The 22491-nt window shown below is 64.5% G+C and carries 25 protein-coding genes; 20 read left to right on the top strand and 5 right to left on the bottom strand.

The genetic code is table 11. The features are described 5' to 3' along the window. On the top strand, window positions 1–323 hold a 323-nt coding region (locus H578_RS0108245; protein WP_028464087.1), incomplete at its 5' end, for an integrase core domain-containing protein. 9 nt (window positions 324–332) lie between these two features. Here the strand turns inward: H578_RS0108245 and H578_RS0108240 are convergent. Next, window positions 333–902 (bottom strand): MFS transporter, encoded by a 570-nt coding sequence (locus H578_RS0108240; protein WP_022873223.1) that lies wholly within the window; start codon window positions 900–902, stop codon window positions 333–335. Window positions 903–1129: 227 nt separating this feature from the next. Between H578_RS0108240 and H578_RS0108235 the strand changes: the two genes are divergently transcribed. From H578_RS0108235 to H578_RS0108225, 3 genes are all read left to right on the top strand, one after another. Beyond that, window positions 1130–1396 (top strand): hypothetical protein, encoded by a 267-nt coding sequence (locus H578_RS0108235; protein WP_022873222.1) that lies wholly within the window; start codon window positions 1130–1132, stop codon window positions 1394–1396. Between the two features lie 162 nt (window positions 1397–1558). After that, window positions 1559–1840, top strand: coding sequence for a type II toxin-antitoxin system RelE/ParE family toxin (locus tag H578_RS0108230; protein ID WP_022873221.1), 282 nt, complete (start codon window positions 1559–1561; stop codon window positions 1838–1840). 21 nt (window positions 1841–1861) lie between these two features. Continuing rightward, window positions 1862–2155, top strand: a complete 294-nt coding sequence (locus H578_RS0108225) for a HigA family addiction module antitoxin (protein ID WP_022873220.1) — start codon at window positions 1862–1864, stop codon at window positions 2153–2155. A 28-nt stretch (window positions 2156–2183) separates the two neighbouring features. Here the strand turns inward: H578_RS0108225 and H578_RS0108220 are convergent, their stop codons facing one another. The 3 genes from H578_RS0108220 to H578_RS0108210 are packed head-to-tail and all read right to left on the bottom strand — an operon-like array spanning window position 2184 to window position 4774. Beyond that, window positions 2184–2816, bottom strand: a complete 633-nt coding sequence (locus H578_RS0108220) for a LysE family transporter (RefSeq protein WP_022873219.1) — start codon at window positions 2814–2816, stop codon at window positions 2184–2186. Between the two features lie 59 nt (window positions 2817–2875). After that, complete coding sequence (locus H578_RS14195) at window positions 2876–3595, bottom strand: YwaF family protein (protein WP_022873218.1); 720 nt, start codon at window positions 3593–3595, stop codon at window positions 2876–2878. Between the two features lie 3 nt (window positions 3596–3598). Beyond that, window positions 3599–4774 (bottom strand): trans-sulfuration enzyme family protein, encoded by a 1176-nt coding sequence (locus H578_RS0108210; RefSeq protein WP_028464086.1) that lies wholly within the window; start codon window positions 4772–4774, stop codon window positions 3599–3601. Between the two features lie 58 nt (window positions 4775–4832). Between H578_RS0108210 and thiL the strand changes: the two genes are divergently transcribed. Beyond that, entirely contained in the window at window positions 4833–5894 is a 1062-nt protein-coding gene (thiL, locus tag H578_RS14190; RefSeq protein ID WP_022873216.1) for a thiamine-phosphate kinase, read from the top strand. A gap of 54 nt (window positions 5895–5948) precedes the next feature. On the opposite strand, the gene H578_RS0108200 is transcribed toward thiL, so the two are convergent. Further along, window positions 5949–6722 (bottom strand): IclR family transcriptional regulator, encoded by a 774-nt coding sequence (locus H578_RS0108200; RefSeq protein ID WP_425411260.1) that lies wholly within the window; start codon window positions 6720–6722, stop codon window positions 5949–5951. Between the two features lie 195 nt (window positions 6723–6917). Here H578_RS0108200 and leuC point away from each other — a divergent pair, with 195 nt between their 5' ends. The 15 genes from leuC to H578_RS0108125 all read left to right on the top strand — a co-directional run bounded on the left by leuC (window position 6918) and on the right by H578_RS0108125 (window position 22415). Further along, window positions 6918–8357: a 3-isopropylmalate dehydratase large subunit gene (gene leuC / locus H578_RS0108195; protein WP_022873214.1), complete on the top strand. Its 1440-nt coding sequence runs from the start codon at window positions 6918–6920 to the stop codon at window positions 8355–8357. A 23-nt stretch (window positions 8358–8380) separates the two neighbouring features. Continuing rightward, window positions 8381–8980, top strand: coding sequence for a 3-isopropylmalate dehydratase small subunit (gene leuD, locus H578_RS0108190; protein WP_022873213.1), 600 nt, complete (start codon window positions 8381–8383; stop codon window positions 8978–8980). A 132-nt stretch (window positions 8981–9112) separates the two neighbouring features. Continuing rightward, complete coding sequence (gene murA, locus H578_RS0108185) at window positions 9113–10435, top strand: UDP-N-acetylglucosamine 1-carboxyvinyltransferase (RefSeq protein ID WP_022873212.1); 1323 nt, start codon at window positions 9113–9115, stop codon at window positions 10433–10435. Window positions 10436–10440: 5 nt separating this feature from the next. Continuing rightward, complete coding sequence (locus tag H578_RS14185; protein ID WP_022873211.1) at window positions 10441–11289, top strand: lysophospholipid acyltransferase family protein; 849 nt, start codon at window positions 10441–10443, stop codon at window positions 11287–11289. Beyond that, window positions 11286–12293, top strand: a complete 1008-nt coding sequence (locus H578_RS0108175) for an NAD(P)H-dependent glycerol-3-phosphate dehydrogenase (RefSeq protein ID WP_022873210.1) — start codon at window positions 11286–11288, stop codon at window positions 12291–12293. The genes H578_RS14185 and H578_RS0108175 overlap by 4 nt, the downstream gene beginning before the upstream one ends. Window positions 12294–12297: 4 nt before the next feature. Next, a complete protein-coding gene (locus tag H578_RS0108170) occupies window positions 12298–13440 on the top strand; it encodes a D-alanine--D-alanine ligase family protein (protein WP_022873209.1) in 1143 nt (380 codons plus the stop codon). Window positions 13441–13613: 173 nt separating this feature from the next. Further along, window positions 13614–14399: a hypothetical protein gene (locus tag H578_RS0108165; protein WP_156837270.1), complete on the top strand. Its 786-nt coding sequence runs from the start codon at window positions 13614–13616 to the stop codon at window positions 14397–14399. Beyond that, a complete protein-coding gene (cpaB, locus tag H578_RS14180) occupies window positions 14396–15214 on the top strand; it encodes a Flp pilus assembly protein CpaB (RefSeq protein WP_022873207.1) in 819 nt (272 codons plus the stop codon). The genes H578_RS0108165 and cpaB overlap by 4 nt, the downstream gene beginning before the upstream one ends. Continuing rightward, window positions 15211–16902: a CpaE/TadZ family protein gene (locus H578_RS0108155; RefSeq protein ID WP_022873206.1), complete on the top strand. Its 1692-nt coding sequence runs from the start codon at window positions 15211–15213 to the stop codon at window positions 16900–16902. The genes cpaB and H578_RS0108155 overlap by 4 nt, the downstream gene beginning before the upstream one ends. A gap of 53 nt (window positions 16903–16955) precedes the next feature. After that, window positions 16956–17300, top strand: coding sequence for a hypothetical protein (locus H578_RS14175; RefSeq protein ID WP_033420453.1), 345 nt, complete (start codon window positions 16956–16958; stop codon window positions 17298–17300). Continuing rightward, window positions 17252–18712 (top strand): TadA family conjugal transfer-associated ATPase, encoded by a 1461-nt coding sequence (locus H578_RS14170; protein ID WP_425411259.1) that lies wholly within the window; start codon window positions 17252–17254, stop codon window positions 18710–18712. The genes H578_RS14175 and H578_RS14170 overlap by 49 nt, the downstream gene beginning before the upstream one ends. Further along, window positions 18709–19638 (top strand): type II secretion system F family protein, encoded by a 930-nt coding sequence (locus H578_RS0108140; RefSeq protein WP_022873203.1) that lies wholly within the window; start codon window positions 18709–18711, stop codon window positions 19636–19638. The genes H578_RS14170 and H578_RS0108140 overlap by 4 nt, the downstream gene beginning before the upstream one ends. Beyond that, the gene (locus H578_RS14165) at window positions 19638–20540 is read left to right on the top strand and encodes a type II secretion system F family protein (protein WP_022873202.1); all 903 of its coding nucleotides are present in this window, start codon (window positions 19638–19640) and stop codon (window positions 20538–20540) included. Before H578_RS0108140 ends, H578_RS14165 begins: the two co-directional genes overlap by 1 nt. Before the next feature lie 20 nt (window positions 20541–20560). Continuing rightward, the gene (locus H578_RS0108130) at window positions 20561–21748 is read left to right on the top strand and encodes a sensor histidine kinase (RefSeq protein ID WP_022873201.1); all 1188 of its coding nucleotides are present in this window, start codon (window positions 20561–20563) and stop codon (window positions 21746–21748) included. Further along, window positions 21714–22415, top strand: coding sequence for a response regulator (locus H578_RS0108125; RefSeq protein ID WP_022873200.1), 702 nt, complete (start codon window positions 21714–21716; stop codon window positions 22413–22415). Before H578_RS0108130 ends, H578_RS0108125 begins: the two co-directional genes overlap by 35 nt. Window positions 22416–22491: the final 76 nt, after the last annotated feature.

The following is a 22491-nucleotide window of genomic DNA, read 5'->3' as shown; positions in this document are numbered from 1 at the left end:
AGGTGATCCGCTGTGACAACGGTCCGGAGCTGATCAGCCAGGCCCTCGCCGACTGGGCCGGGCAGAAGGTCGGACTGCACTACATCCCGCCGGGGGCACCATGGCGTAACGGCTATGTGGAGTCCTTCAACAGCAGGATCCGGGATGAGTGCTTGAACATCAACAGCTTCTACTCCCTGCTCCACGCGAGGGTCGTGATCAGCGACTGGAAGTATGACTACAATCACCACCGGCGGCACTCCTCACTGGGCTACCAACCCCCAGCGGCCTACGCCGCAGCCTGCCGCCACACAAGAGAAGATCAACCCCCGCAGCTCACATAAGAACTGGACCTAACACCGGGGGCATTCCAATGTCGTCGTGAGGACTGCGATGCCGAGTAAGGCAGAGGTGGTCCTCCAGCCGAGGAGGTCTGTTGAGTAGGTGACAGTGGGGATGAAGATTGGTCCGGCCAGTCCTGTGATCAGGGTGAGGATTCCCGCAGCTTTGTTTCGTTGTTCACGGGGAAACCATTGTTGGATAGCGATGAAACCTGGATCGAAGAGCACCATCGCGCTGCCTGGTCCGATGAAACCCCACCAGGCCAGCAGTACATGCCACGGCTCAGTAGCCACCGAGAAGATGAGGAAGCCAGTGCAGACAAGGATTCCGCCGAGTCCGATAATGCCTCGTATGCCGTGAGCGTCAGCATGACGTCCGATATGAACAGCGAACGCCGCACCGACCAAGACGGAGCCGGAGAAGGCGGTCGACAGCAGCGAGATGGAGAAGACCGATCCCGCTGCTTGGGAAGTCAGCATCACGGAGGTGCCGAAGAGAATCGCTCCGAAGCTGACCCCGATGCTGGTGGCCAGGGAATAGACGAGACGGCGGAAATGAGGTGCGCGGGCTGAGTGGGTCATGGATCTTTCTTGTGGTCGTGGGCATCAAAAGATGCCGACTCCACTCCTGAAGGTTTCTATCCCTTGAGATCCACGCTGCTGCTCATTGTGAGTGGCTGCGTATCGCGGCGCTTGAACCAGTCTCGACGTCGTGCGTCGACGGAACCCTAGCCGCCAGTGCTGGCCGGTGATCCATAGTGTACGCGTTCTTCCGTCCTGTGAGGTTGGCGGCATGCCATTGGGACATTGTGGATGAGGAACTTCTGGAGAAAGCTCAGCAGCTTGAGGACGACGACAAGCTGGAACTCGCCTACGCATTGCTGCGAACAGTGCAGGCTTCAGAGCCGGTCAGTCCGGAGACTGCCGCCCTGATCGATCAGCGAGTTGCTCATGCTGAGCAGCACCGTCTGGAGGAGCATGCGCGGTCGGGTGAATACGTCAGTAGTGACAAACTGGTCATTGAAAGCCTGCGAGATCATCTGGGGGAGCCGCAGGTCGATGAAGTTCCTGGGTGAACTCCAGCTTCCACGGCGCTCCGGATCTACATGGAGGAGTTCGCCACCGTGGTCCGTACCGCTCAGGTAGCCGCAGCCTCCTGGCCCACTTAGTTGCCCATCTTCTCGACAGAGTGACTATTACCGCTTGTTGATATTATCGCGGAGCGGTAATATTGGGTTGTGATCCAGTCGTTCAGAGATTCAGTCACGGAACAGGTTTGGACCACTGGTAAGCACAGAAAGTTCGATCCCCGCATTCTGAAGGTGGCGGTACGGAAGCTGCAGCAGCTCCACTACGCCCACGACCTCAACGACCTCAGGGTCCCTCCAGCCAATCACTTAGAAGCAATGGTCGGCGACCGTCGCGGACAGTACAGTATCCGCATCAACAAGCAATGGCGTATCTGCTTCACCTGGACGGCCTCCGGCCCTGCCGATGTTGAAATCACTGACTATCACTGAAATATGGAAGGAGCCACAGCGATGAGTCTTACGCACCACGTACATCCTGGAGAGATCCTGCTTGAGGATTTCCTCAAGCCCATGGGGATTTCTCAGTACCGGCTTGCCCAGGACATCGGAGTTAAGCCTACTCGGATCAACGCTATCGTTCACGGAAAGCGCGGGATCACTCCCGATACTGCGCTGCGTCTTGGTCGATACTTCGGGATGAACCCTGAGTTCTGGACCAATGCCCAGACTCACTACGACCTGGAGATTCAGAAAGCCGTGCATGCCGCGGAGCTGGAAGCAATCCGCCCTCTCCAAGCCGCGTAGAGCAGACCGAAGAAGCCAACGAGTGGGTCTAGTCGACGGCTTGGATGGCGAGCGTTGCTGCCATGACGATGAGGGCTGCGCCTGCTCCGCCTTCGATGATGCGGGTCCAGCGTTGACTCATCGCCCGGCGCAGACCGGCGATGAATCCTGCGCAGATGAAGCACCACAGCAGCGAGGACGCCATGAATGCGGCGAAGAACACCAGCAGTGCGCTGAGGGCTGCGTCTTCTCCGAGTGCGCCGCCGACGGCTCCTCCTGCTCCGCCCCAATAGACCACGTTCCACACGCTGGCTAAGGACATCAGGGCTCCAGCGACAAGGGGACCACTCTTCGTGCTGGTGGGTTCCGTTGCTGCACCTGAGGTGTTGGGTGTCGGTGTTTTGAGTGCTGCGTGGATTCCTTGTCCGCCGAGGAAAAGGAGAACCAGGCAGCCTGCCAGGGTGATCGGTATATGCAGATGCGGCTGGGTCAGCAGGGCAGCTGCTCCTGCCAGGCCGAGGATCGCCCAGGCTGCATCTCCGACCAGGGAGCCGGTCTGCACGCCAAAGGCGGGACCGAATCCGCCTCTGACTCCACGTCGCAGCGATTCGGTAAAGACGGGTCCGGGGGCGGCGTTGAAGACCAGTCCCAGCCAGAAGCCGGTGAGGATGACTTGAATCATGGCATCCAGAATCTCGCAGAGAAAGCACTCGGAACCCCTGCGGCAGCCATGTGCCTATCCTATGAGCCCCGTGCTGACGAGGTGAGGTGTGCTCCGCGCCAAGGCCACGTCATCAGGGCCCACACCACAGCGACCAGCACCGCTAACCAGAACACGTAGACCGGCCAGGGCCCCAAGAAATCAATAAGTGACGCCCCATCCGGCGGGCGATTCAGAAACGCATAGTTTGTGCCTAAAACCGCGTTAGCAGGCATCACCAGTCCCGCCCATGCTGCGGCCAACCCGTAGGCCACCGCGAAATCTCTCCACTGTGGGCGCCACCCGGTGGTCAGCAAGGCCAGCGGAGCCAGCAAGACCGCGATATGAGTCACCCAGTAGAACCCCGCATTCACGGAGAAATCCAGCATGGTGGGATGCGGGGTCACCAGCGCCTGGGAATTCAACGTCAGCCCCCAGAAATAGGTCACCGCCACCGCCCACTGTGCTCGGCGGATGAGCGCATAGGCGGTGATGTAGCGCAAGGCATCCGAATAGTGCAACGGCAGAGACTGCTCCAGGTCCCACTGACCGGGCAGCAGCAGCCACACCGTGTACATCACCGAAATGACCAGCAGCACCCACCCGGCGGTCGGCAAAACCCAGTTCTGTGCCGGCGTCGTACGGATCCGACGCATGCCGAAGACCACCAGCACCCCCAGGGCACCTGCGAGCCCGAGCAGCCCCCAGTGCAGGCCTGAGAACATCTCGGGCCGCCCCGCCGCAGCGATGAGTGCGCCCATGGGCTAGCGGGTGACAGTCGCCGTGGCGTCCAGGGCCTGTGTGAAATCCCGGTAGAGATCCTCGACATCCTCGATCCCCACCGATAACCGCAGCATGCCCTCTGGCACCGAATCGGGTTCGCCGGGATGACGACGACGCCGCTCGACTAAGGACTCCACCCCACCCAGGCTGGTGGCAGGGGTCCACACTCGGAGGTTCTCCAGCACCGCATCAGCGGCCTCGAGGCTGCCAGTGTCCACGGTGATGATGGCGCCGAACCCGCCCAGTTGCTCCGCGGCCCGTTCGTGCTGCGGGTGAGTGGGTAACCCCGGATAGGTCACAGAAACCAGGGTGGGGTCGACGTCGTCGTCGACACGTTGGTGCAACCGTGCCGCCAGCACGCCTGCGTTGCGTTCAGCAGCATCCAGCCGGACAGCCAGAGTACGCACCCCGCGCAGGGCCAGGAACACCTCCATGGGTCCAGGGATGGTCCCATGCAGGTTGCGGTGGGCATGCAGGGCGGTGAACAGCTGCTCATCGGAGGTGATTGCCGCACCCATGATGACGTCGGAGTGTCCAGAAAGGAACTTCGTTACCGAATGAACCACCACATCGGCCCCCCAGGCCAGCGGATTCTGACGCAGCGGAGTGGCGAAGGTGTTATCCACCGCGGTGCGTACCCCCAGCCGGTTAGCCTCCGCCAGCAGCGCCGGAACATCGGCGACCTCCAGCATGGGGTTGGTGGGAGACTCAATCCACAGCAGGGCCTCGGTTTGCTCAGCAGAAGCGACCTGAGCGACGTCCCTCAGCTGAGCGAGCACCTCGTCGGTCTCAGCGATATCCGCCCGATGCACCGTCAGCAATCCCTTGGCAGCCATCTGCTGGACCATGGAGTAATACCCCATGTAAGCGTGGCGCGGAATGATGAGGTGGGCCCCCAGCGGCAACTGCTGGACCACCGCGCTGATCGCCGAAAGCCCCGAGGAGAACACCAGGCCATGCCGCCCACCTTCCAGCTCTGCGAGCAACTCCTCCAACGGAGTGAAGCTGGGAATCCCCTCCCGAGCGTAGACCTGCGGGTAGTCGACACTGGGACGGTAGACGTAGGTGGAGGTGAAATTCACCGGCGGATTGACCGGAGAGTTCGGCTCATGGGGTCGCCCAGCCGCCACGACTCGAGTCCGCTTGTTGTGTTCCATAAGAGATCAGCCTAGCCATTGCCGGGATATCGGCGCGGCACATGGGACCATGGGAGCCATGACCGAAACGTCCCCGACTGTCAGCCAGGAGGGCGAGGACGCCGTCCTCGCCATCATCCGCGAAACCCTCGAACCGCACAACAGCGCAGTGGCGGAAAGTGGCCTGCTCCTGGGGCCAGGCGACGACGCCGCCGTGCTGCGGTCGGTAGCCGGAGGCGACACCGTGCTCACCACTGACACGATGAGTCAGGACCGGGACTTCCGACTCAGCTGGTGGAAAGACGCCGACGCCGGCGCCTACGACATTGGCATCAAAGCTGCCGCCCAAAACCTCTCCGACCTCAGCGCCATGGGGGCAGTACCCCGGGCCCTGCTCGTCAGCCTGACCCTGCCGGCGGAGACCACCGTCAGCTGGGTGAAAGCTTTCTGCGCCGGGCTCATCCGTGCTTGCACCGCAGACCGCACCCCCTACTGTGCTGTGGCCGGAGGGGACCTCGGTTCCGCGGAGAGCATCTCGGTGACGATCACCGCGGTGGGGACCCTCGGCGAGGATGGGTCGGCTCTGACCCGGGCCGGAGCCCAACCGGGGGAGCGACTGGCGATCGCCGGGCCTCTGGGCCGGGCCGCGGCCGGGCTGGCTCTGCTTGAGCGGCCACTGAGCGCCCCGGCCACCGAGACCCAGCGCAGCATCTGGCAGAAACACCGTGAGGTGTTCACCGCCTGTCTGAAAGCCCAAACCCGCCCGGACCCCGACCTGGGAGCCGGGCCGGCGGCGCTGGAAGCCGGAGCCACTGCCGGGATGGACATCTCCGATGGGCTGCTGCGCGATGCCCGCCGGCTCGCCCAGGCCTCCGGGGTCCGGCTCATCATCGACGAAGACATCATCGCCGCCGACGCCGAAGCACTGACCCCGGTGGCCCGCATGCTGGGCCAGGGCACCGCCGCAGCCGTGGATTGGGTCCTCAACGGGGGAGAGGACTACGCCCTGCTCGCGACATTCCCGCACGACGTCGAGGTGCCGGCAGGATTCCGCACGATCGGTTACGTCGAAGCAGGATCACCAGAGGCGGTCACCCAGCTGCGGCCCGGTCGCGACGGATGGGACTCACTCAGCGACTGAAGAGGAAAGGGGCCGAGGCCGCAGAGATGGAGCCAGTGGTGGCCGTGGCTGTGTTTATGCCCCGTCGCTGGAGAGCCCGTGGTCACCTTCGGGGTTGTTGCGCACCAGTTCGGTGAGCTGGTGGGCTGCTGCCACCACCACCGGAGCGAACTTCCGTCCTGGCTGGCGAGACAGCCGCTCGATCGGTCCGGAGATGGACACCGCGGCGATAACCCGCCCCGAAGGCCCGCGCACCGGTGCGGAGACCGACGCTACGCCAGCTTCGCGCTCGGCCAGCGACTCACCCCAGCCGCGACGGCGGACCCCCGCCAGCACCGTGGGAGTGAAGCGGGCACCCTGCAGGCCCTCCACCAGACGTTCGTGATCCTCCCACGCCAGCAGCACCTGGGCCGCCGACCCTGCCTTCATCGACAGCTGAGTGCCCACCGGGATCGAATCGCGCAGCCCAATGGGCCGCTCCGCTGAGGCGACGCAGATGCGTGCTTCACCTTGACGACGGTACAGCTGCGAGGATTCACCCGTCGCGTCTCGCAATTTGAGAAGAATAGGTCCAGCTGCTGAGACGAGCTGATCGTCCCCCGCGGCGGATGCCAGCTCAGCCAATCGCGAGCCGATGACATACCGGCCCCGGACATCCCGCGTCAGATACCGGTGATGGACCAGTGCGGAGGCGATACGGTGCACCGTGGGCCGAGCCAGGCCGGTGCACTCGACGAGCTGGGCCAGCGTCGCTGGGCCGGCCTCGAGCGCATCCATAATCATCACCGACTTATCCACCACACCGATCCCCGAGGGGGAGTGCAGCGGGCGAGGCGGGTCCGGAGGCAGGGCGGAACTGGGTCCAGCAGAATTGTTCGTCACCACGAGCCCTATATTATCTCGAATATTGAGATCGGCGTCGTGATCTGTGGAACTCTTCCAGCCACGAGTGGTTCTATCGATACCAGGAGCTTGTACCCGAGCTGCCCGACGCCGCATCCCACACCCCGGGGTCTGCGGCGGAAGAACTGACCTGGAGGAATGATGGCGGAGAAGCCGCTCACGCTCGCAGAGAAGGTCTGGCGCGACCACGTCGTCGTCCGTGGTGAGGACAAAGACGGTCAGCGCTCCCCGGATCTCATTTACATCGACCTGCACATGGTCCACGAGGTCACCAGCCCACAGGCCTTCGAAGGCCTGCGCCTGGCCGGCCGACCGCTGCGTCGACCCGACCTCACCATTGCCACGGAGGACCACAACACCCCCACCCTGGAGATCGATAAGCCGATCGCCGACCCCATCAGCCGCAAACAGGTGGACACCCTGCGGGCTAATGCGGAGGAATTCGGGGTGCGCATCCACTCCCTGGGGGATGAGAACCAGGGCATCGTCCACGTGGTGGGCCCCCAGCTGGGACTCACCCAGCCGGGGATGACCATTGTCTGCGGAGACTCCCACACCTCCACTCACGGGGCTTTCGGCTCCCTGGCCATGGGTATCGGCACCAGCGAGGTGGAGCACGTCCTGGCCACCCAGACCCTGCCGCTGAAGCCGTTTAAGACCATGGCCATCACCGTCAACGGCACGCTGAAGCCCGGGGTGTCCTCCAAGGACATCATCCTGGCGGTCATCGCCAAGATCGGCACCGGCGGTGGGCAGGGATACGTTCTGGAGTATCGCGGCAGTGCGATCGAGCAGCTGTCCATGGAAGCCCGGATGACCATCTGCAATATGAGCATCGAGGCCGGGGCCCGGGCCGGGATGATCGCTCCGGATGAGACCACCTTCGAATACGTCAAAGGCCGCCCGCACGCCCCCACCGGGGAGGACTGGGAAGCGGCAGTGGAGTACTGGCGCAGTCTGCGCACCGATGAGGGAGCGCAGTTCGACGCCGAAGTCATCATCGACGCCGATGAACTTGAACCCTTCGTCACCTGGGGAACTAACCCCGGGCAGGGAGTCAGTCTCAACGACGTCGTCCCCGACCCGAAGAACTTCCACGACCCTGGCGAGCGCGAATCCGCTGAACGGGCACTGCAGTACATGGACTTAGAGCCCGGAACTGCCATGAAGGACATCCGGGTCGACACCGTTTTCCTGGGCTCCTGCACCAACGCCCGGCTCGAGGACCTGCGCGCTGCAGCTGAGATCATCCGGGGCCGGCAGAAAGACCCGGATGTGCGCATGATCGTGGTACCGGGCTCACATAAAGTCCGCCTCGACGCCGAAGCCGAAGGGCTCGATGAGATCTTCAAGGACTTCGGGGCAGAATGGCGTTTCGCCGGCTGCTCCATGTGCCTGGGCATGAACCCCGACCAGCTCGCCGAGGGCGAACGGTGTGCCTCTACTTCCAACCGGAATTTCGAAGGCCGGCAGGGCAAAGGTGGGCGCACCCACCTGGTCTCCCCGGTGGTAGCCGCTGCCACCGCCGTGCGTGGCACATTGTCCGCACCCTCTGATGTGCTTCAGCCCGTTCCCGCCTAATCCAGCACCCCAAGGACCTCCCCATGGAACCGATTACCACCCACACCGGAATCGGCGTGCCGCTGAAGCAGGGCAACGTCGACACCGACCAGATCATCCCCGCCGTCTACCTCAAACGTGTCACGAAGACCGGGTTCGACGACGCCCTCTTCGCCAGTTGGCGGAAGAAACCTGAGTTCATCCTCAACCAGGAGCCCTACCGTCACGGCAGTGTGCTGGTGGCTGGTCCCGACTTCGGCACCGGCTCCTCTCGTGAGCACGCGGTCTGGGCACTACGCGACTATGGCTTCAAAGTAGTGATCTCCTCCCGCTTTGCCGATATCTTCTACGGCAACGCCGCGAAGAACGGAGTCCTGGCCGCCAAAGTGGCCCAGCCCGACGTCGAGCTCATCTGGAAAGAACTCGAAAAGGAGCCCGGGACTGAGATCACCGTCAGTCTCGAAGACTGCACAGTGCGCTGCGGATCGGTGGATACCACCTTCGATATCGACAACTACACCCGCTGGCGGCTCATGGAAGGTCTCGACGACATCTCCTTGACCCTGCGGCACGAAGACGCCATCACCCGCTTCGAGGAGACCCGTCCCGGCTTCAAGCCGAAGACCCTGCCCGTCAAAGTCTGACAGGCTCGTCTCCGATTCGTCACCGAATCGTTGTGCACCTCCACCGGGGAAACCGACGATCTCCCAGGCTCCGTTGGGTACAGTGTCCACGGCTGAGATTCCGCCTGCCACACGAAGGGACCCGACACGCACATGGCCAAACTGCTCACCATTCAGGGCGGGAAACCGCTTCAGGGAACCGTCCACGTCCGCGGCGCCAAAAACCTGGTGCCCAAAGCGATGGTGGCCTCCCTGCTGGGCAGTGAAACTTCCGAGCTGCGCAACGTCCCGGAGATCAAAGACGTCGAGATCGTCACCAACCTGCTCTCCATCCACGGGGTCAAAGTCGTCGCAGACCCGCAGACCGGAGACCTCAGCCTCGACCCCCGGGAAACCTACTCCGCAGAGCACTCCGAGATCGACGCGTACGCCGGCGACTCCCGGATCCCCATCCTGTTCTGCGGTCCCCTGATGCACAAGAACGGGGAAGCCTTCATCCCTGACCTCGGCGGCTGCCGCATCGGCGACCGCCCCATCAACTACCACCTGGAAGTACTGCGTAACTTCGGTGCGGTGGTAGACAAACAAGTCCACGGCATCCACATCACCGCACCCAAGGGGCTGCGCGGGGCCAAACTGGAACTTCCCTACCCCTCGGTCGGTGCCACTGAGCAGGTGCTGCTGACCGCGGTGATGGCCGAAGGCATCACCGAACTGAAGAACGCCGCGGTCGAACCCGAAGTCCACGACCTGATCGCCATCCTGCAGCAGATGGGCGCGATCATCACCGTTTACACCGACCGGACGATACGAATCGAAGGTGTGGAGAAACTCTCCGGGTTCAAACACCGCGCCATCCCCGACCGCAACGAGTCGGCCTCCTGGGCCTCAGCCGCCCTGGTCACCCGCGGGGACATCTACGTCAAAGGAGCAGTCCAGCGGGATCTGACCGCGTTTTTGAACACCTACCGGAAGATCGGCGGGGAGTTCGAGGTCGACGACGACGGCATCCGCTTCTGGCACGCCGGCCACCCCTTGCAGCCCCTCGTGCTGGAGACTGACGTCCACCCCGGCTTCATGACCGACTGGCAGCAACCCATGGTAGTGGCACTGACCCAGGCCCACGGGGTCAGCATCGTCCACGAGACCGTTTATGAGAATCGCTTCGGCTTCACCGAGGCGCTGAAACGCATGGGCGCCTCCATTCAGTTGCACCGCGAATGTCTCGGTTCCAACCCGTGCCGGTTCGGGCAACGGAACTTCCTGCACTCAGCGGTCATCTCCGGCCCCAGTGAACTGACCGGCACCGACATCGACGTCCCCGACCTACGCGGCGGGTTCTCACACCTCATCGCCGCCTTGGCGGCCACTGGAACCTCCCGGGTCACCGGCATCGAGATCATCAACCGTGGCTACGAGCACTTCATCGAGAAGATCGAAGCGCTCGGTGCTGACATCACCATCACCGAGCGGTGAGCCCCATGAACCCCCTGCTACCGGACGGTCCCATCACCCCCGGAGTACACGCCGCTGCCACTGTGCTGCGCCCGGTGATGAACGCTGCGGTGAGCAAGCAGTGGCACGGACTGGACCGGCTGCCCTCCGGTGGCTGTATCGCCGTGGCCAACCACGTCAGCGAACTTGACCCGGTCGCCGTCGCCCACGCCATCTACAGCAGTGGACGCACCCCGCACTTCCTGGCCAAGGATTCGCTGTTTCGTCTGCCGGTGGTCGGTCAGGCCCTCACCCGGTTGAAGCAGATCCCCGTGGCCCGCGGAGACCGCCAACGAGCCCAGGCCTCCCTCGAGGTCGCCCGGGAAGTACTCGCCGAGGGCGGGTGCATCGTGGTCTACCCCGAAGGCACCCTGACCCGTGACCCGGATTTGTGGCCCATGCGGATGAAAACCGGCGCAGCCCGTCTGGCCCTGTCCACCTCCTCACCGGTGGTGCCGGTGACCCACTGGGGGGTTCAGCAGGTCCTGCCGCCCTATGCCAAGGTGCCCCGCCCGGTGCCTCGTAAACGCTACCGCCTCCAGGTGGGCGACCCGGTGGACCTCGAGGACCTACGCAGCCGGCCGATGACCCGCACGGTCCTGGCTGAGGCCACCGAACGCATCGAAACCGCCCTGACGCAGGGCGTGGCTCAACTGCGCGGAGAGACACCCCCCGAAGGCATCTGGGACCGGGCGCTGAACCAACGGGTCCCCCGCGGCCAGTTGCGCGCCGCCGCCGAGCAGCAGAACCGGAACCGGCAGCCTCTCGACCCCCACGAGAAAACCACCCCGTCCGATGACACCAGCGGGGACGAGCGCCCGGAGGAGACGGCATGACCCGTATCGCCGTGCTCGGGGCCGGCTCCTGGGGGACCACCTTCGCCAAGGTGCTCGCCGACTCCAACGAAGCCACCGACGTCGTCCTCTGGGCCCGCCGGGAAGAAATCGCCGAGGAAATCACCTCCCGGCACACCAACACCAGCTACTTGGGTCCCATCGGTCTCCCGGAAACCATCCACGCCACCACGGAGATCACCGAAGCGGTGACCGGTGCTGAGCTGGTGGCCCTCGCTCTGCCCGCTCAGAGCCTGCGGGAACACCTCGAACATCTACGGGGCAGACTCGATAACGACGCCGTCGTCGTCTCCCTCATCAAAGGACTTGAACGCGGCACTCACTTGAGGATGACCGAGGTCATCACCGAAGTCCTCGGTATCCCCGGTGAACGTACCGCAGTGATCTCCGGACCCAACCTCGCCATGGAAATCGCCCGGGAGGAACCCACCGCCTCCGTGGTCGCCTCCGCGGCGATGCCCGTGGCCGAACGCATCGCCGGACTCTGCAGCACCCGGTACTTCCGGCCCTACACAAACACCGATGTGGTGGGTGTGGAGCTCGCCGGATTGGTGAAGAACATCATTGCCCTGGCCGTGGGGATCTGCGACGGTCAGCGGCTGGGGGATAACTCCAAAGCCAGTGTCATCACCCGAGGCCTGGCCGAAACGACCCGCCTGGCCACCGCCCTGGGGGGACGACTGGAGACTTTCTCCGGACTCGCCGGGCTCGGGGACCTGGTGGCCACCTGCGCGTCCCCGCTGTCCCGCAACCGCACCGCTGGCCGCCTGCTGGGGGAGGGGCGTACTGCCGCCGAAGTTGCCGCGGAGATGACCCAGACCGCTGAGGGGATGAAGTCGGCCTCCGCCGTGCTCGAACTTGCCGGTGAGTACCAGGTGGACATGCCGATCACCCAGGCCGTGGTCGCCGTGCTGGAGGGTACCCTCGCAGTGGAGAACATCGCCTCACTACTGCTGGCGCGTCACTTAAAGCCCGAAGGAGGCTGAGCAGATGGCCGATACTGCCCGCAAGCCCCGGGTCCTCGTGCTCTACGGGGGGCAATCCTCCGAGCATGCGGTCAGCTGTGTGACCGCAGCCGGGGTACTTAACGCCATCGACACCGATGCCTTCGACGTCGTCGAAGTCGGCATTACCGCCGAGGGGCAGTGGACTTCACCGGCGGTCGACCCCCGCACCCACCGGTTCGACGCCGACCAGATGCCGCGGGTGGTGCCCACTGATTCCTCTGTCCACCTGCACCCGGGGGCAGGCGGATCGGCGCAGCGCAGCGCTGAACTGCTGCAGATCAGCCCAGATTTGACCACCACATCCCTAGGCAGAGTCGACGTCGTGTTGCCGCTGCTGCACGGGCCCTTCGGTGAGGACGGCACCATCCAGGGGCTCTGCGAACTCGCCGGTGTGCCCTACGTCGGCGCCGGAGTGCTGAGCTCCGCGGTGGGAATGGACAAGCACTTCATGAAGCTGGCTTTTGCCGCCGCAGGATTGACCGTGGGGGCGTGGGAGACCATTACCGCTCGGCAGTGGGCTCGGGCTCCGCAGGCCTGCGTGCAGCGGGTCCGCCGACTGCGGCTGCCGGTCTTCGTCAAACCCGCCCGCGCCGGCTCATCCACTGGAGTCACTCGGGTCACCGACTGGGCTCAGCTCGATGAAGCCCTGGCTGCAGCCAGCAAATACGACCCCAAGGTGATTGTGGAGGAAGGCATCGAGGGTCGGGAGATCGAATGCGGAGTGCTCGGATCCCCTGGGGATCAGCCCGCCCGGGCCTCGGTGTGCGGGGAGATCACCGTGGACGCCGATGTCTCCAATCACCAGTTCTACGACTTCGAAGCGAAATACACCGACGACGCCGCAGCGCAGCTCTCCTGCCCCGCCCAGCTTCCTGAGGCGGTCAGTGAGGAGGTCCGGCGCCAGGCAGTCATCGCTTTCGACGCGGTGGACGCCGAGGGAATCTCCCGGGTCGATTTCTTCTACACCACCGATGGGGAGATCCTCATCAACGAGATCAACACCATGCCGGGCTTCACCCCCATCAGCATGTACCCCCAGATGTGGAAAGCCACCGGGGTGGGCTACACCGAGCTCATCACCGAGCTCATCGAGCTAGCTCTTCAGCGGCCCACCGGCCTCCGATAGCCGGGTCAGGACCGTCACAGCAGTGGGCCCTAGGTCCTATCGCCGGGTCTAACTTTTCAGCCGACCCCCGGAAATCCGCGGAAGTACGGTTGATTGTCCAGGTTGTGCCCAGCTTTTTTGCCCTACGATCCTGAAGCGAAGCGGAGCTAATTCCGAACTCTCAGGACGGGTACATGAGGACGGATACTGGGGTAGCAGTGCGCTCGATTAGCGCGGTCCCGGAGACCCTGGACCAGGCGCTGGAGCACATCCACGCCCTGAATGAACGTGACTGGGCCGTGCTCATCAGCAGTGAGCGTGAACACGCCCAGCGTCGCCGGCTGGTCTACCACGCGCGCGCAGCCGTGGAGGAGTCCCGGGTGGCCTTCCACGTCAGCGGGCTCTCCCCGCTAGGAATCCACGTGCTGGAGGAGCTGGCCCAGCAACTACGCCAGGTGGTCCCGGCCCACCAGTTGCTGGGTGCCCTGGCCGCTGTGGAGACCCGGATCCGGTGCTTGAGTGTCACCGACACGGTGACTTCCATGAACGCCCCGCCGGTGCCGTTTTTGCTGTATCTGCGCAGTTGGCTTCCCGGCGGAACCTACATCGCTGAGCTGGATCGCCGCCCACGGGCCTATTCCGCCAAGCACCCAGAGAAAGCGCTGCGACACATCGACCCGGCAGCTGAGAAGACAGTCGTTGCCGTGGCCCGGTCCACTGATGAAGGAGCCCGGGGCCGCCGGATCAACGACTGCCTCGATCAGTTGCTTGAGCACCTTCACCCCAGCCACACCGTGGAACTCGACAATCCGCAGCCGCAGTGGTGGGGCTCAGCCCGCGCCGGACAAGTGGTCGTCGCCCCAGTCCTGGAACTCGACGAGCCTGAGCGAAACCTTCCCCAGGCCGAACCCCGGGTCATGGAGGTTCCAGCGAAGGTGCTCTGTGACCTGAACCAGACCGCCGAAGAGGAGAACCGGTGAACCCCAAACAGCTGCGCGGACTGTTGACCCTGCTGCTCTCCGGACTGGGAGCAGTAGCGGTCTTCTTCGGGGTGGCTTCCTACGTCAACGATGTCCGGGCCGAGGTAGGTCCCACCACAGAGGTCTACGTGGCCGCCGAAGATATCGGGGTCTACGAGGAAATCGACCCCGAGCGGCTCGACACCGTCGATGTGCCGGAGAAATACCTCACCGAGCAGATGATTACCGATCCGGGCCAGCTCGAAGACCAGAAGGCCACCACGGTCATCACCGCCGGATCCTGGCTCTTTGAAGACATGGTGGAACCGACCTCCTCCTTAGAAGACGGTCAGCGGGAAATTTCCATCAACTTTGAAGGTGACATGGGCATCCACGGACGAGTCCAGCCCGGGGACCGGGTCGACGTCGTCGCCTCTTTTGCGCGCGATCAGAGCGGGGACGGCGGCACCGAGGACGCCGAACAAACTGCTGACATTCCCTACAACGTAGCGGGGATGCTCGTTGAAGACGCCCTGGTGGTCTCCGTGGGTCAACCCATGGACGGTGCCGCCGCACCGGGGGCCGCCTCCGGAGGAGCTGATCCCACCACGGTGGTGCCGGTGACCTTCGTGGTCTCGGTCGCTGAGGCCAACCGGCTGGCCTACGGGGAGTCCTTCGCCGTCTCGATGCGCATGATCCGCTCCGGCAACAACGAAACGGGTGAGGCCGTCACCGATGACGACCGATCCTTCCAGGACCCCGACCTCGGCCCGAACTTCAGCACCCCCGGGGAGGGGTCCGACGACGACAGCGATGAGGAGGCCGAGGACGAGTGAGCGTGCCAACAGCAGTCCTGTGCTGCACTGAGAATGACCGCACCGAAGAGCTCCGCCAGGCGCTCAGCGACGCCGGAGTGGAGGTCACCCGCCACTACGCCTCCAGCCAGGCGTTGCTCTCCGGACTGTCCCAGGGCGCAGACACCGACACTGACGTTCTGGTGGTCGATGAGTCCAGTGCACCGATGGCCATGTGGGACCTCGCCGCCGAGGTAGCTGGCCGGTACCCCTCCATCGCGGTGCTTACCGTGGTCAACCAGCCCACCGGCCAGGACTACGCCACCGCCCTGGACCGCGGTGTTCGCGGTGTCATCACCTACCCGCTGACCTTCGAAGACGTCGCAGCCCGGGTACAGTCGGCCACCAGCTGGGGGAGCAGCCTACGCAACGCGGTCCAGCGCACCCTGGATGACGAATCCTCTGTGGTCAGCGGGAAGATGGTGGCGGTGGCCTCCGCCAAAGGCGGGGCCGGATCCTCCACGGCAGCCCTGCATGTCGCCCTGCACACTGCCCAGCACACCGGTCGCCGGGTCGTGCTGGTGGACCTGGACCTGCAAAAGCCAGACCAGTCGATTCTGCTGGACGCGCCCCGGCAGCGGGACATCACCGACCTGTTGCCCGTGGTCGAAGAACTTTCACCCCGGTTCATCTCTGATGTGCTCTTCGAACACCCCAACGGGCTCTCGGTGCTGTTCGGCCCCGCCGAAGGGGAACGGGGTGAACTCATCAGTGAGGCGGCTGCCCAGAAGATCCTCGGCATGTTGCGGACTCGATTCGACGTCGTCATTGTCGACGTCGGCTCGGTGATGGGAGAGGCCAATACCGCCGCAGTGGAAATGGCCGACGACGTCTGCATCCTCACCCACACCGATGTGCTCGCTCTGCGTGGGGTCCGGAGGCTGACCGCCCTGTGGGAGCGGCTCGGAGTACGTCGGCCCGATGATGTGAAAGTCGTCTTCAACGCCGTGGACAAGCGCGCCGACATTCAACCCGCCGCCGCGAAGAAGATCGTAGGACTCAGCGTGCTGGACACCATGCTGCCCAAGACGCAACGCAGCCTGGAGCAGGCGGTCAACCGCAGGGAACCGGAGGTCGCGGGGGAACAGTGGTTCCAACGCATCGAACAACTGGCCGCCGAACTGGGTCTGCTGCCCGCAGCGGAGGAGAAACCCTCCCGGCGCGGCAAACGGCGGCGCGGAGGTAAGCACCGCCCACCGTCCGAACCGAGGCAATCCGGGGCGAAACAACCCACCCCGGAGCAGGATCCGGCGAAGACCGATGCAGCTGGTTCGGTGGAGAAGACCACCCAGGGTGCAGCCTCATCCAATGGACGCAGACGGCGCTTGGCCGGCGTCGGCGGGGACCGAGGCCAGTCCACCCTCGAATTCGCGGGAATGTTCGCCTTGTGGCTGGTCACCGCCATGGTGGCTCTGCAGCTCATCATCGTCGGCACCACCTGGGTTTTCGCCTCCCACGCGGCCTCAGAGGCTGCTCGGGCGGCCTCAGTGGACGCCTCGGTGGAGGAGGCGGCTGCGAACTCAACCCCGGGGGCCTGGCGAGATGAGATGACGGTCGAACACCACGGCGACCGGGTGCGCGTCGAACTGCGTGCGCCGGTGCTGGTGCCCGCCAGTGACAGTTTCGCATTCAGAATTCCAGCCAGTTCCGGAGTGACGGAGGAACCATGAACCGAGCAACACAGAAGACATCGCGTCTGAGGCAGACACGGGGTTCCGTGAGCATGGAGTTTCTGGGAACCTTCCTGTGGGTCTTCGTCATGGTCCTGGTGACCTGGCAGGGCTTTTTAGCGATGCATGCCCTCAGTCAAGCCAACACTGCAGCCCGAGACGCCGCCCGCGCCGAGTCGGTGACCCCAGGGACGGGACCGACCCAGGGTGCTGCCGCTGTCTCCGAGTCCCTCCACAGCGGAACGAGTGTCAGCTGTAGTCCGATCGCCCCGGATTCGGCGGTCTCCTGCACTGCCGAGGTCGAGGTGCCAGTGTTGGGGATGGACTGGGTGGCTGAGATGTTCCCCGAGTGGCGGGTCTCCCGATCGGCAACGATGCCCGCGGAGGCCGGGGCCTAATGGCGCTGCTGCGACGAGCAGAGAACAACCGGATCGCCCAGGGGTCCCCCGCGGACCACCAGCAGGAGAACACGGGCACACACCCGCAGCGCCGGCGTCGTCGGGGTCGGCCCCAGCGGGTCAACGCCGCCGACCGGGCCGTAGCCGAATACCACCAGCTCCTGGTTGAAGAGATCAACCTCGAAGAACTCTCCCGCTTGGACCCGGCCCAGCAGCGAGTCCGTCTGGAACGGGTCATGAGCCACCTGGTCTCCCGGCAAGGACCCGTGCTGACCTCCCGGGAACGGCAGACCATCATCCGCCGGGTCGTCGATGAGGCTCTGGGGTTGGGCATCCTCGAGCCCTTGCTGGCTGACCCTTCAGTCACCGAGATCATGGTCAATGGGCCCGACGATATTTACGTAGAACGGTCCGGGCGGCTGGAGAAACTCGACTACGGGTTCTCCAGTGCCGGCCAGCTGATGCAGACCATCGACCGGATCGTCGCCGGAGTCAACCGGCGAGTCGATGAGTCCTCACCCATGGTGGACGCCCGGTTACCCACCGGAGAACGCGTCAACATCATCGTTCCGCCCTTGGCGCTCGACGGCGCTGCGGTGACCATCCGTCGATTCCCCACCCCCTTCACCCTCGATGACCTGGTGGACAAAGGCAGCTTCGACCAGGCAACGTCCCAGTTACTGACTGCCTGTGTGAAGGCTCGACTCAACGTCGTGGTCTCCGGGGGAACCGGGACGGGGAAGACCACGCTGCTCAATGCGCTCTCCGGGCAGATTCCCGATGAAGAACGAATCGTCACCATCGAGGACTCCGCGGAGCTGCAATTGCAGCAACCCCACGTCATTCGTCTGGAGTCCCGACCGCCGAACGTCGAAGGCAAAGGGCAGATCACCATCCGCGACCTGGTTCGCAACAGCCTGCGTATGCGCCCGGACCGCATCATCGTCGGTGAGGTCCGCGGCGGTGAGACCCTCGACATGCTCCAGGCGATGAACACCGGCCACGACGGGTCCCTGGTCACCGTCCACGCCAACAACACCGAAGACGCCGTCTCCCGGTTGGAGACTCTGGCGAGTATGAGCGAACTGAACATGCCGTATCAGGCTCTGCGCGATCAGATCAACAGTGCGGTGGACATCATCGTGCAGCTGACCCGCACCGCCGACGGCGCACGTCGGGTCACCGAAGTGGCCACAGTTGCCTCCCGCGGACGGGAGGAATTCCTGCTGCGACCGCTGATGCGCTTTGAACAGGAGCCCCTGCAGAGCGACCGGGTCGTCCGTGGGGCCGTGCGGCTCTACGAGGTCCCCGCCGCACTGGCCGACCGGCTCTGGCTGGCCGGGAACCCGCTGCCGGAGTTCGTCCCGGTCGAAGACGGTGCGGTGTGCCGCCAGCGGGAGGTCACCGCGTGAGTCCCGGAGTGCTGCTGCTGGTGCTCGCCGGAGTGCTCGTGCTTGCGGTCATGGGGGTGATGATCTTCTCCTCCGGCACCGCCGACCAGCGGGCGGTTATCCGGGCCGAATCCGGCGGGCTGCGGGGAAACCTCCGGCTCAGCGTAGTCCGCCCCCTGGACCGACTGCTGCAGGCCCTGCCGGTAGGCCGTCGACTGGTCACCGCCCTCACCGAGGCGAACCTGCGGTCCCTCTACGCCTCGGAATACGCTCTGCTTGGTGTTGGTGTGGTGCTGGCGGTCCTGACCATCGCCATGCAACAGGTGGCCTGGTTCTACGCGGTCCTGGCCGGTATCGCAACCGGGTGGGGATTGCTCGTGCTGCTGAACCGGCTCCGCGAACGCCAGCGGCAGCGCTTCGTGGCCCAACTGCCCGAGCTGGCCCGGGTGCTGGCCAACTCCACCAACGCCGGGATGTCCATCAAAGGCGCACTGGAAGTTGCCGAACATGAACTGCGCGACCCCGCTGCCCGAGAAATCGCCGCGGTGAACCGGGAACTGACCGTTGGAACACCACTGGATGTGGCACTCGAACGCCTCGAGGAACGGCTCCCCGGACGTGACCTCAGTGTGTTGGTCTCCACCCTGGTGATCTCGCAGCGCTCCGGAGGCTCGCTGATCTCCGCCTTGCGGGGAATGTCCGTAGCGCTCGAGGCCCGGAAGGAAACCGCACGGGAAGTGAAGACCCTGATGACCCAATCCCAGTTCACCGGGTGGATGATGATCGCCTTCGGGGTGGGGACAGTGCTGCTGTTCAACGTCTTCTCCCCGGGCCTGCTGCACCAGATGACCACCACCATCGTGGGGCAGGCGGCAATCCTCATCGCCGCTGTGGCCTATGTGGTGGGCCTGGCCTTGATTAGCCGGATCTCGAAGGTGCGTGTCTGATGCAGGGACTCCTCTATGGTGCCGGTGCCGCCGCGGTCCTGGTGGGCTCACTGACCGGAGTGTCCTGGCTGCGTTCCGACCCGCTGGAGGGACTCTCCGAGGAAGACCGCGCCTTGCTGAACACCCGTTCGGCACGCCGGCGTCGACGTGGACCACTGGGCTGGGTCGGACAACGCCTGGGCCCGGAGATCGCCGCGTGGATGGGCCCGAACTACCGGGAGTTCATCGAACAGCGGGTCCTTTACGCACAGAGCCCGCACTTCGCGGATGCCTCGGACTTCTTCGCTATGAAGGCCCGGCTACTGCTTATCTTCGGGCTCGGGGCTCTCGGGGTGTGGGCACTGACCGGATGGTGGTTGGTTGCGGTAGTGATCGTCGTCGTCGGTTTCGCTCTGCCGGATCTGCTCATCTACTCCGCCGGACGCGCACGCGGCCGAGCGATCGACGCCGCCCTGCCGGACTTTCTCGACGTGCTGGCCGTGACGGTCTCTGCCGGGCTTTCCTTCCGCAGCTCTCTGCACCGGGTCACCGAACGGTTCGACGGTCCACTCAGCGAGGAGATGAGCACGGTCATTCAACACATGGAGGTCGGTGTCTCCCGCCGGGAAGCGTTCCGCCGCCTGCGGGAGAGGACCCAGTCCGAACCATTGGATGCGTTTATCACCGCGATGATTCAAGCCGAGGAGCTCGGTGCCCCGCTGGTTGACGCCCTGGAGCAGATCGCCGAGGACATGCGCCAGACTCGGGCGCAGGCCGCGCGTCAGGAGGCCAGCCGGGCGGCGCCGAAGATCACTGCGGTCAGCACCATCGTGATGGTGCCGGGAACGCTGGCGCTCATGGTCGCCAGTGTGTACTTTACTTCTGGGATCGACTTCGCCGAGTTCCTGGGGGTGATGGATTGATACGTGCGCCGCAGACTGCCATGCGGGAAGGCATCATCACCCAGTGCGGCAAGATCGCGCTGATCCTGCGGCTGTTGTGCACCTGCCCGGTGGTGCTCATCTGGGCCGAGACCCGGGATGTGGTGGAGCTGCTGTTGCTGCTGACCGCCATCGGTCTCTCCCTGGTGGCCCTGCTGGGCTGGGAACGGGTCGCCCCTCTGTTGCGTCGGCACCCGGTCCTCATCAGTGCCGACATTCTCATCACCTTGTTGATCTTCCTCAACGCCCCCACCCCCAGCGCCTATCTGGGGTACTTGGCTGCCACCGCTCTGCTGGTGGGGATTTTCTGCCATGTGGTCAGCTGTCTGCTGATGACCGGTTTCGTGGCGGTGGGTTACTTCGCAGTCATGGTTTACCAGTCCCAACGGCACGAGGACCTCAGCATTGGGCCCACCTCTGCGGTGGTCTCGGTGGTGCTTTTCGCCGTGGTGGCCTATGTGGGTCAGTCGATGCGGGCATTGCAGGACCAGGTCAACGAGGCACTCGACGGGGTGCGCACTGCTGCCGCGGAGGCCGCGCTGGGACGGGAACGGTCCCGATTGGCCCGGGAACTGCACGACTCCCTGGTGAAGACCCTGGTAGGCATCGATTTGCACGCCCAAGCGCTGAAGGCCTCTGGTGCCGCCGGTGAGGGGGCCGAGCAGATCAGTGCCGCGGCTAAGGATGCAGTCCGCGAATCCCGGCGCCTGCTGACCGGAATGCGCACGGCGGCGGTGCCCTCGCTGGCCGAGACCCTGGAGCACACCGCAGTGGAGTTGCAGGCGATGTACCCGGTCTGTATTGAGGTCGACGTCGACGAGCCCGCGGCATTAAGCCCGCAGTTGCGCTACGAGCTGGCCAAGATCGCGTGTGAGGCGCTACGCAACGCCGCTCAGCATTCTGGCACCGACCAGATCCGGTGCGCCGGGTGGGTGGCCGCCGGCCGCTTCTACCTGCGGGTCACCGACTACGGGCAGGGGTTCAGCCTGAAGTCCGCGGAGAAATCGGGGCACTACGGTCTGGCCGGGATGCGGGACCGCGCCCACGGGGTCGGCGCAGAGTTCGAGATCGACACGGAGACAGGCAGCGGCACCCGGGTCACCCTCAACGTGGCCTTGGAGACCTCCGCTGCACGGGGTGATGAAGGGAAAGAACGTGAACCAGACACTGCGCGTGCTGATCGCCGATGACAACAGTGTGGTCCGTATGGGCCTCTCCCAGGTGCTCGACGCCGCCGAGGGAGTCGAAGTCGTCGGGGCGGCGGAGAACGGAAAACAGGCCACAGACTTAGCCACTGCCGAAGCCCCCGATGTCTGCCTGCTCGATGTGCGCATGCCGGAGATGAACGGCATCGAAGCCTCCCGGCTGATCTCCGAGATCTGCCCGGTGGTGATGCTCACCCACAGTGAGGATGCTGAGACCGTGGCCGCGGCGATGAAGAACGGTGCCAAAGGGTATGTGGTCTACGGGGAACTGGAAGTCGAACAGCTCGTCGAGGCACTCAGTGCGGTAGCCCAGGGCGGGATGCTGATGTCGCCCTCGGCCTCCACTGCGGTCATGGCGAATCTTCCACAGCACGACGACGCCGGCTCCCCCCAGGATCAGCCACCTGCCGCTGAGCAGCCAGTCACCTTGGGATCCTCTCCGTTCGGGTTGAGCACCCGGGAGGCCGAGGTCATGGGCCTGGTCGCCGAGGGGATCAGCAACGGGGAGATCGCCCAACGGCTCTTCCTCAGCGAGAAGACGGTGAAGAACCACATCAACCGGATCTTCTCCAAGATGGCGGTCACCACCCGGGCTGAGGCGGTCAGCGTGTGGTTCCGCAATCAGCAGGTCTCAGCCCCGGGCCCGGCTTAGGCCCGGAGTCTCAAAGCCCCGGTTGGTGCTGTTCATGGGCCCCGGTGCCCTACTCCTTCGGCGCGGAGCCGACCAG

The sequence above is a fragment of the Nesterenkonia alba DSM 19423 genome (assembly GCF_000421745.1).
In the GTDB taxonomy this organism is placed as follows: domain Bacteria; phylum Actinomycetota; class Actinomycetes; order Actinomycetales; family Micrococcaceae; genus Nesterenkonia; species Nesterenkonia alba.
The sequence above is the reverse complement of the archived record's forward strand: the minus strand, read 5'-3'. Positions and strand labels throughout refer to the sequence as shown.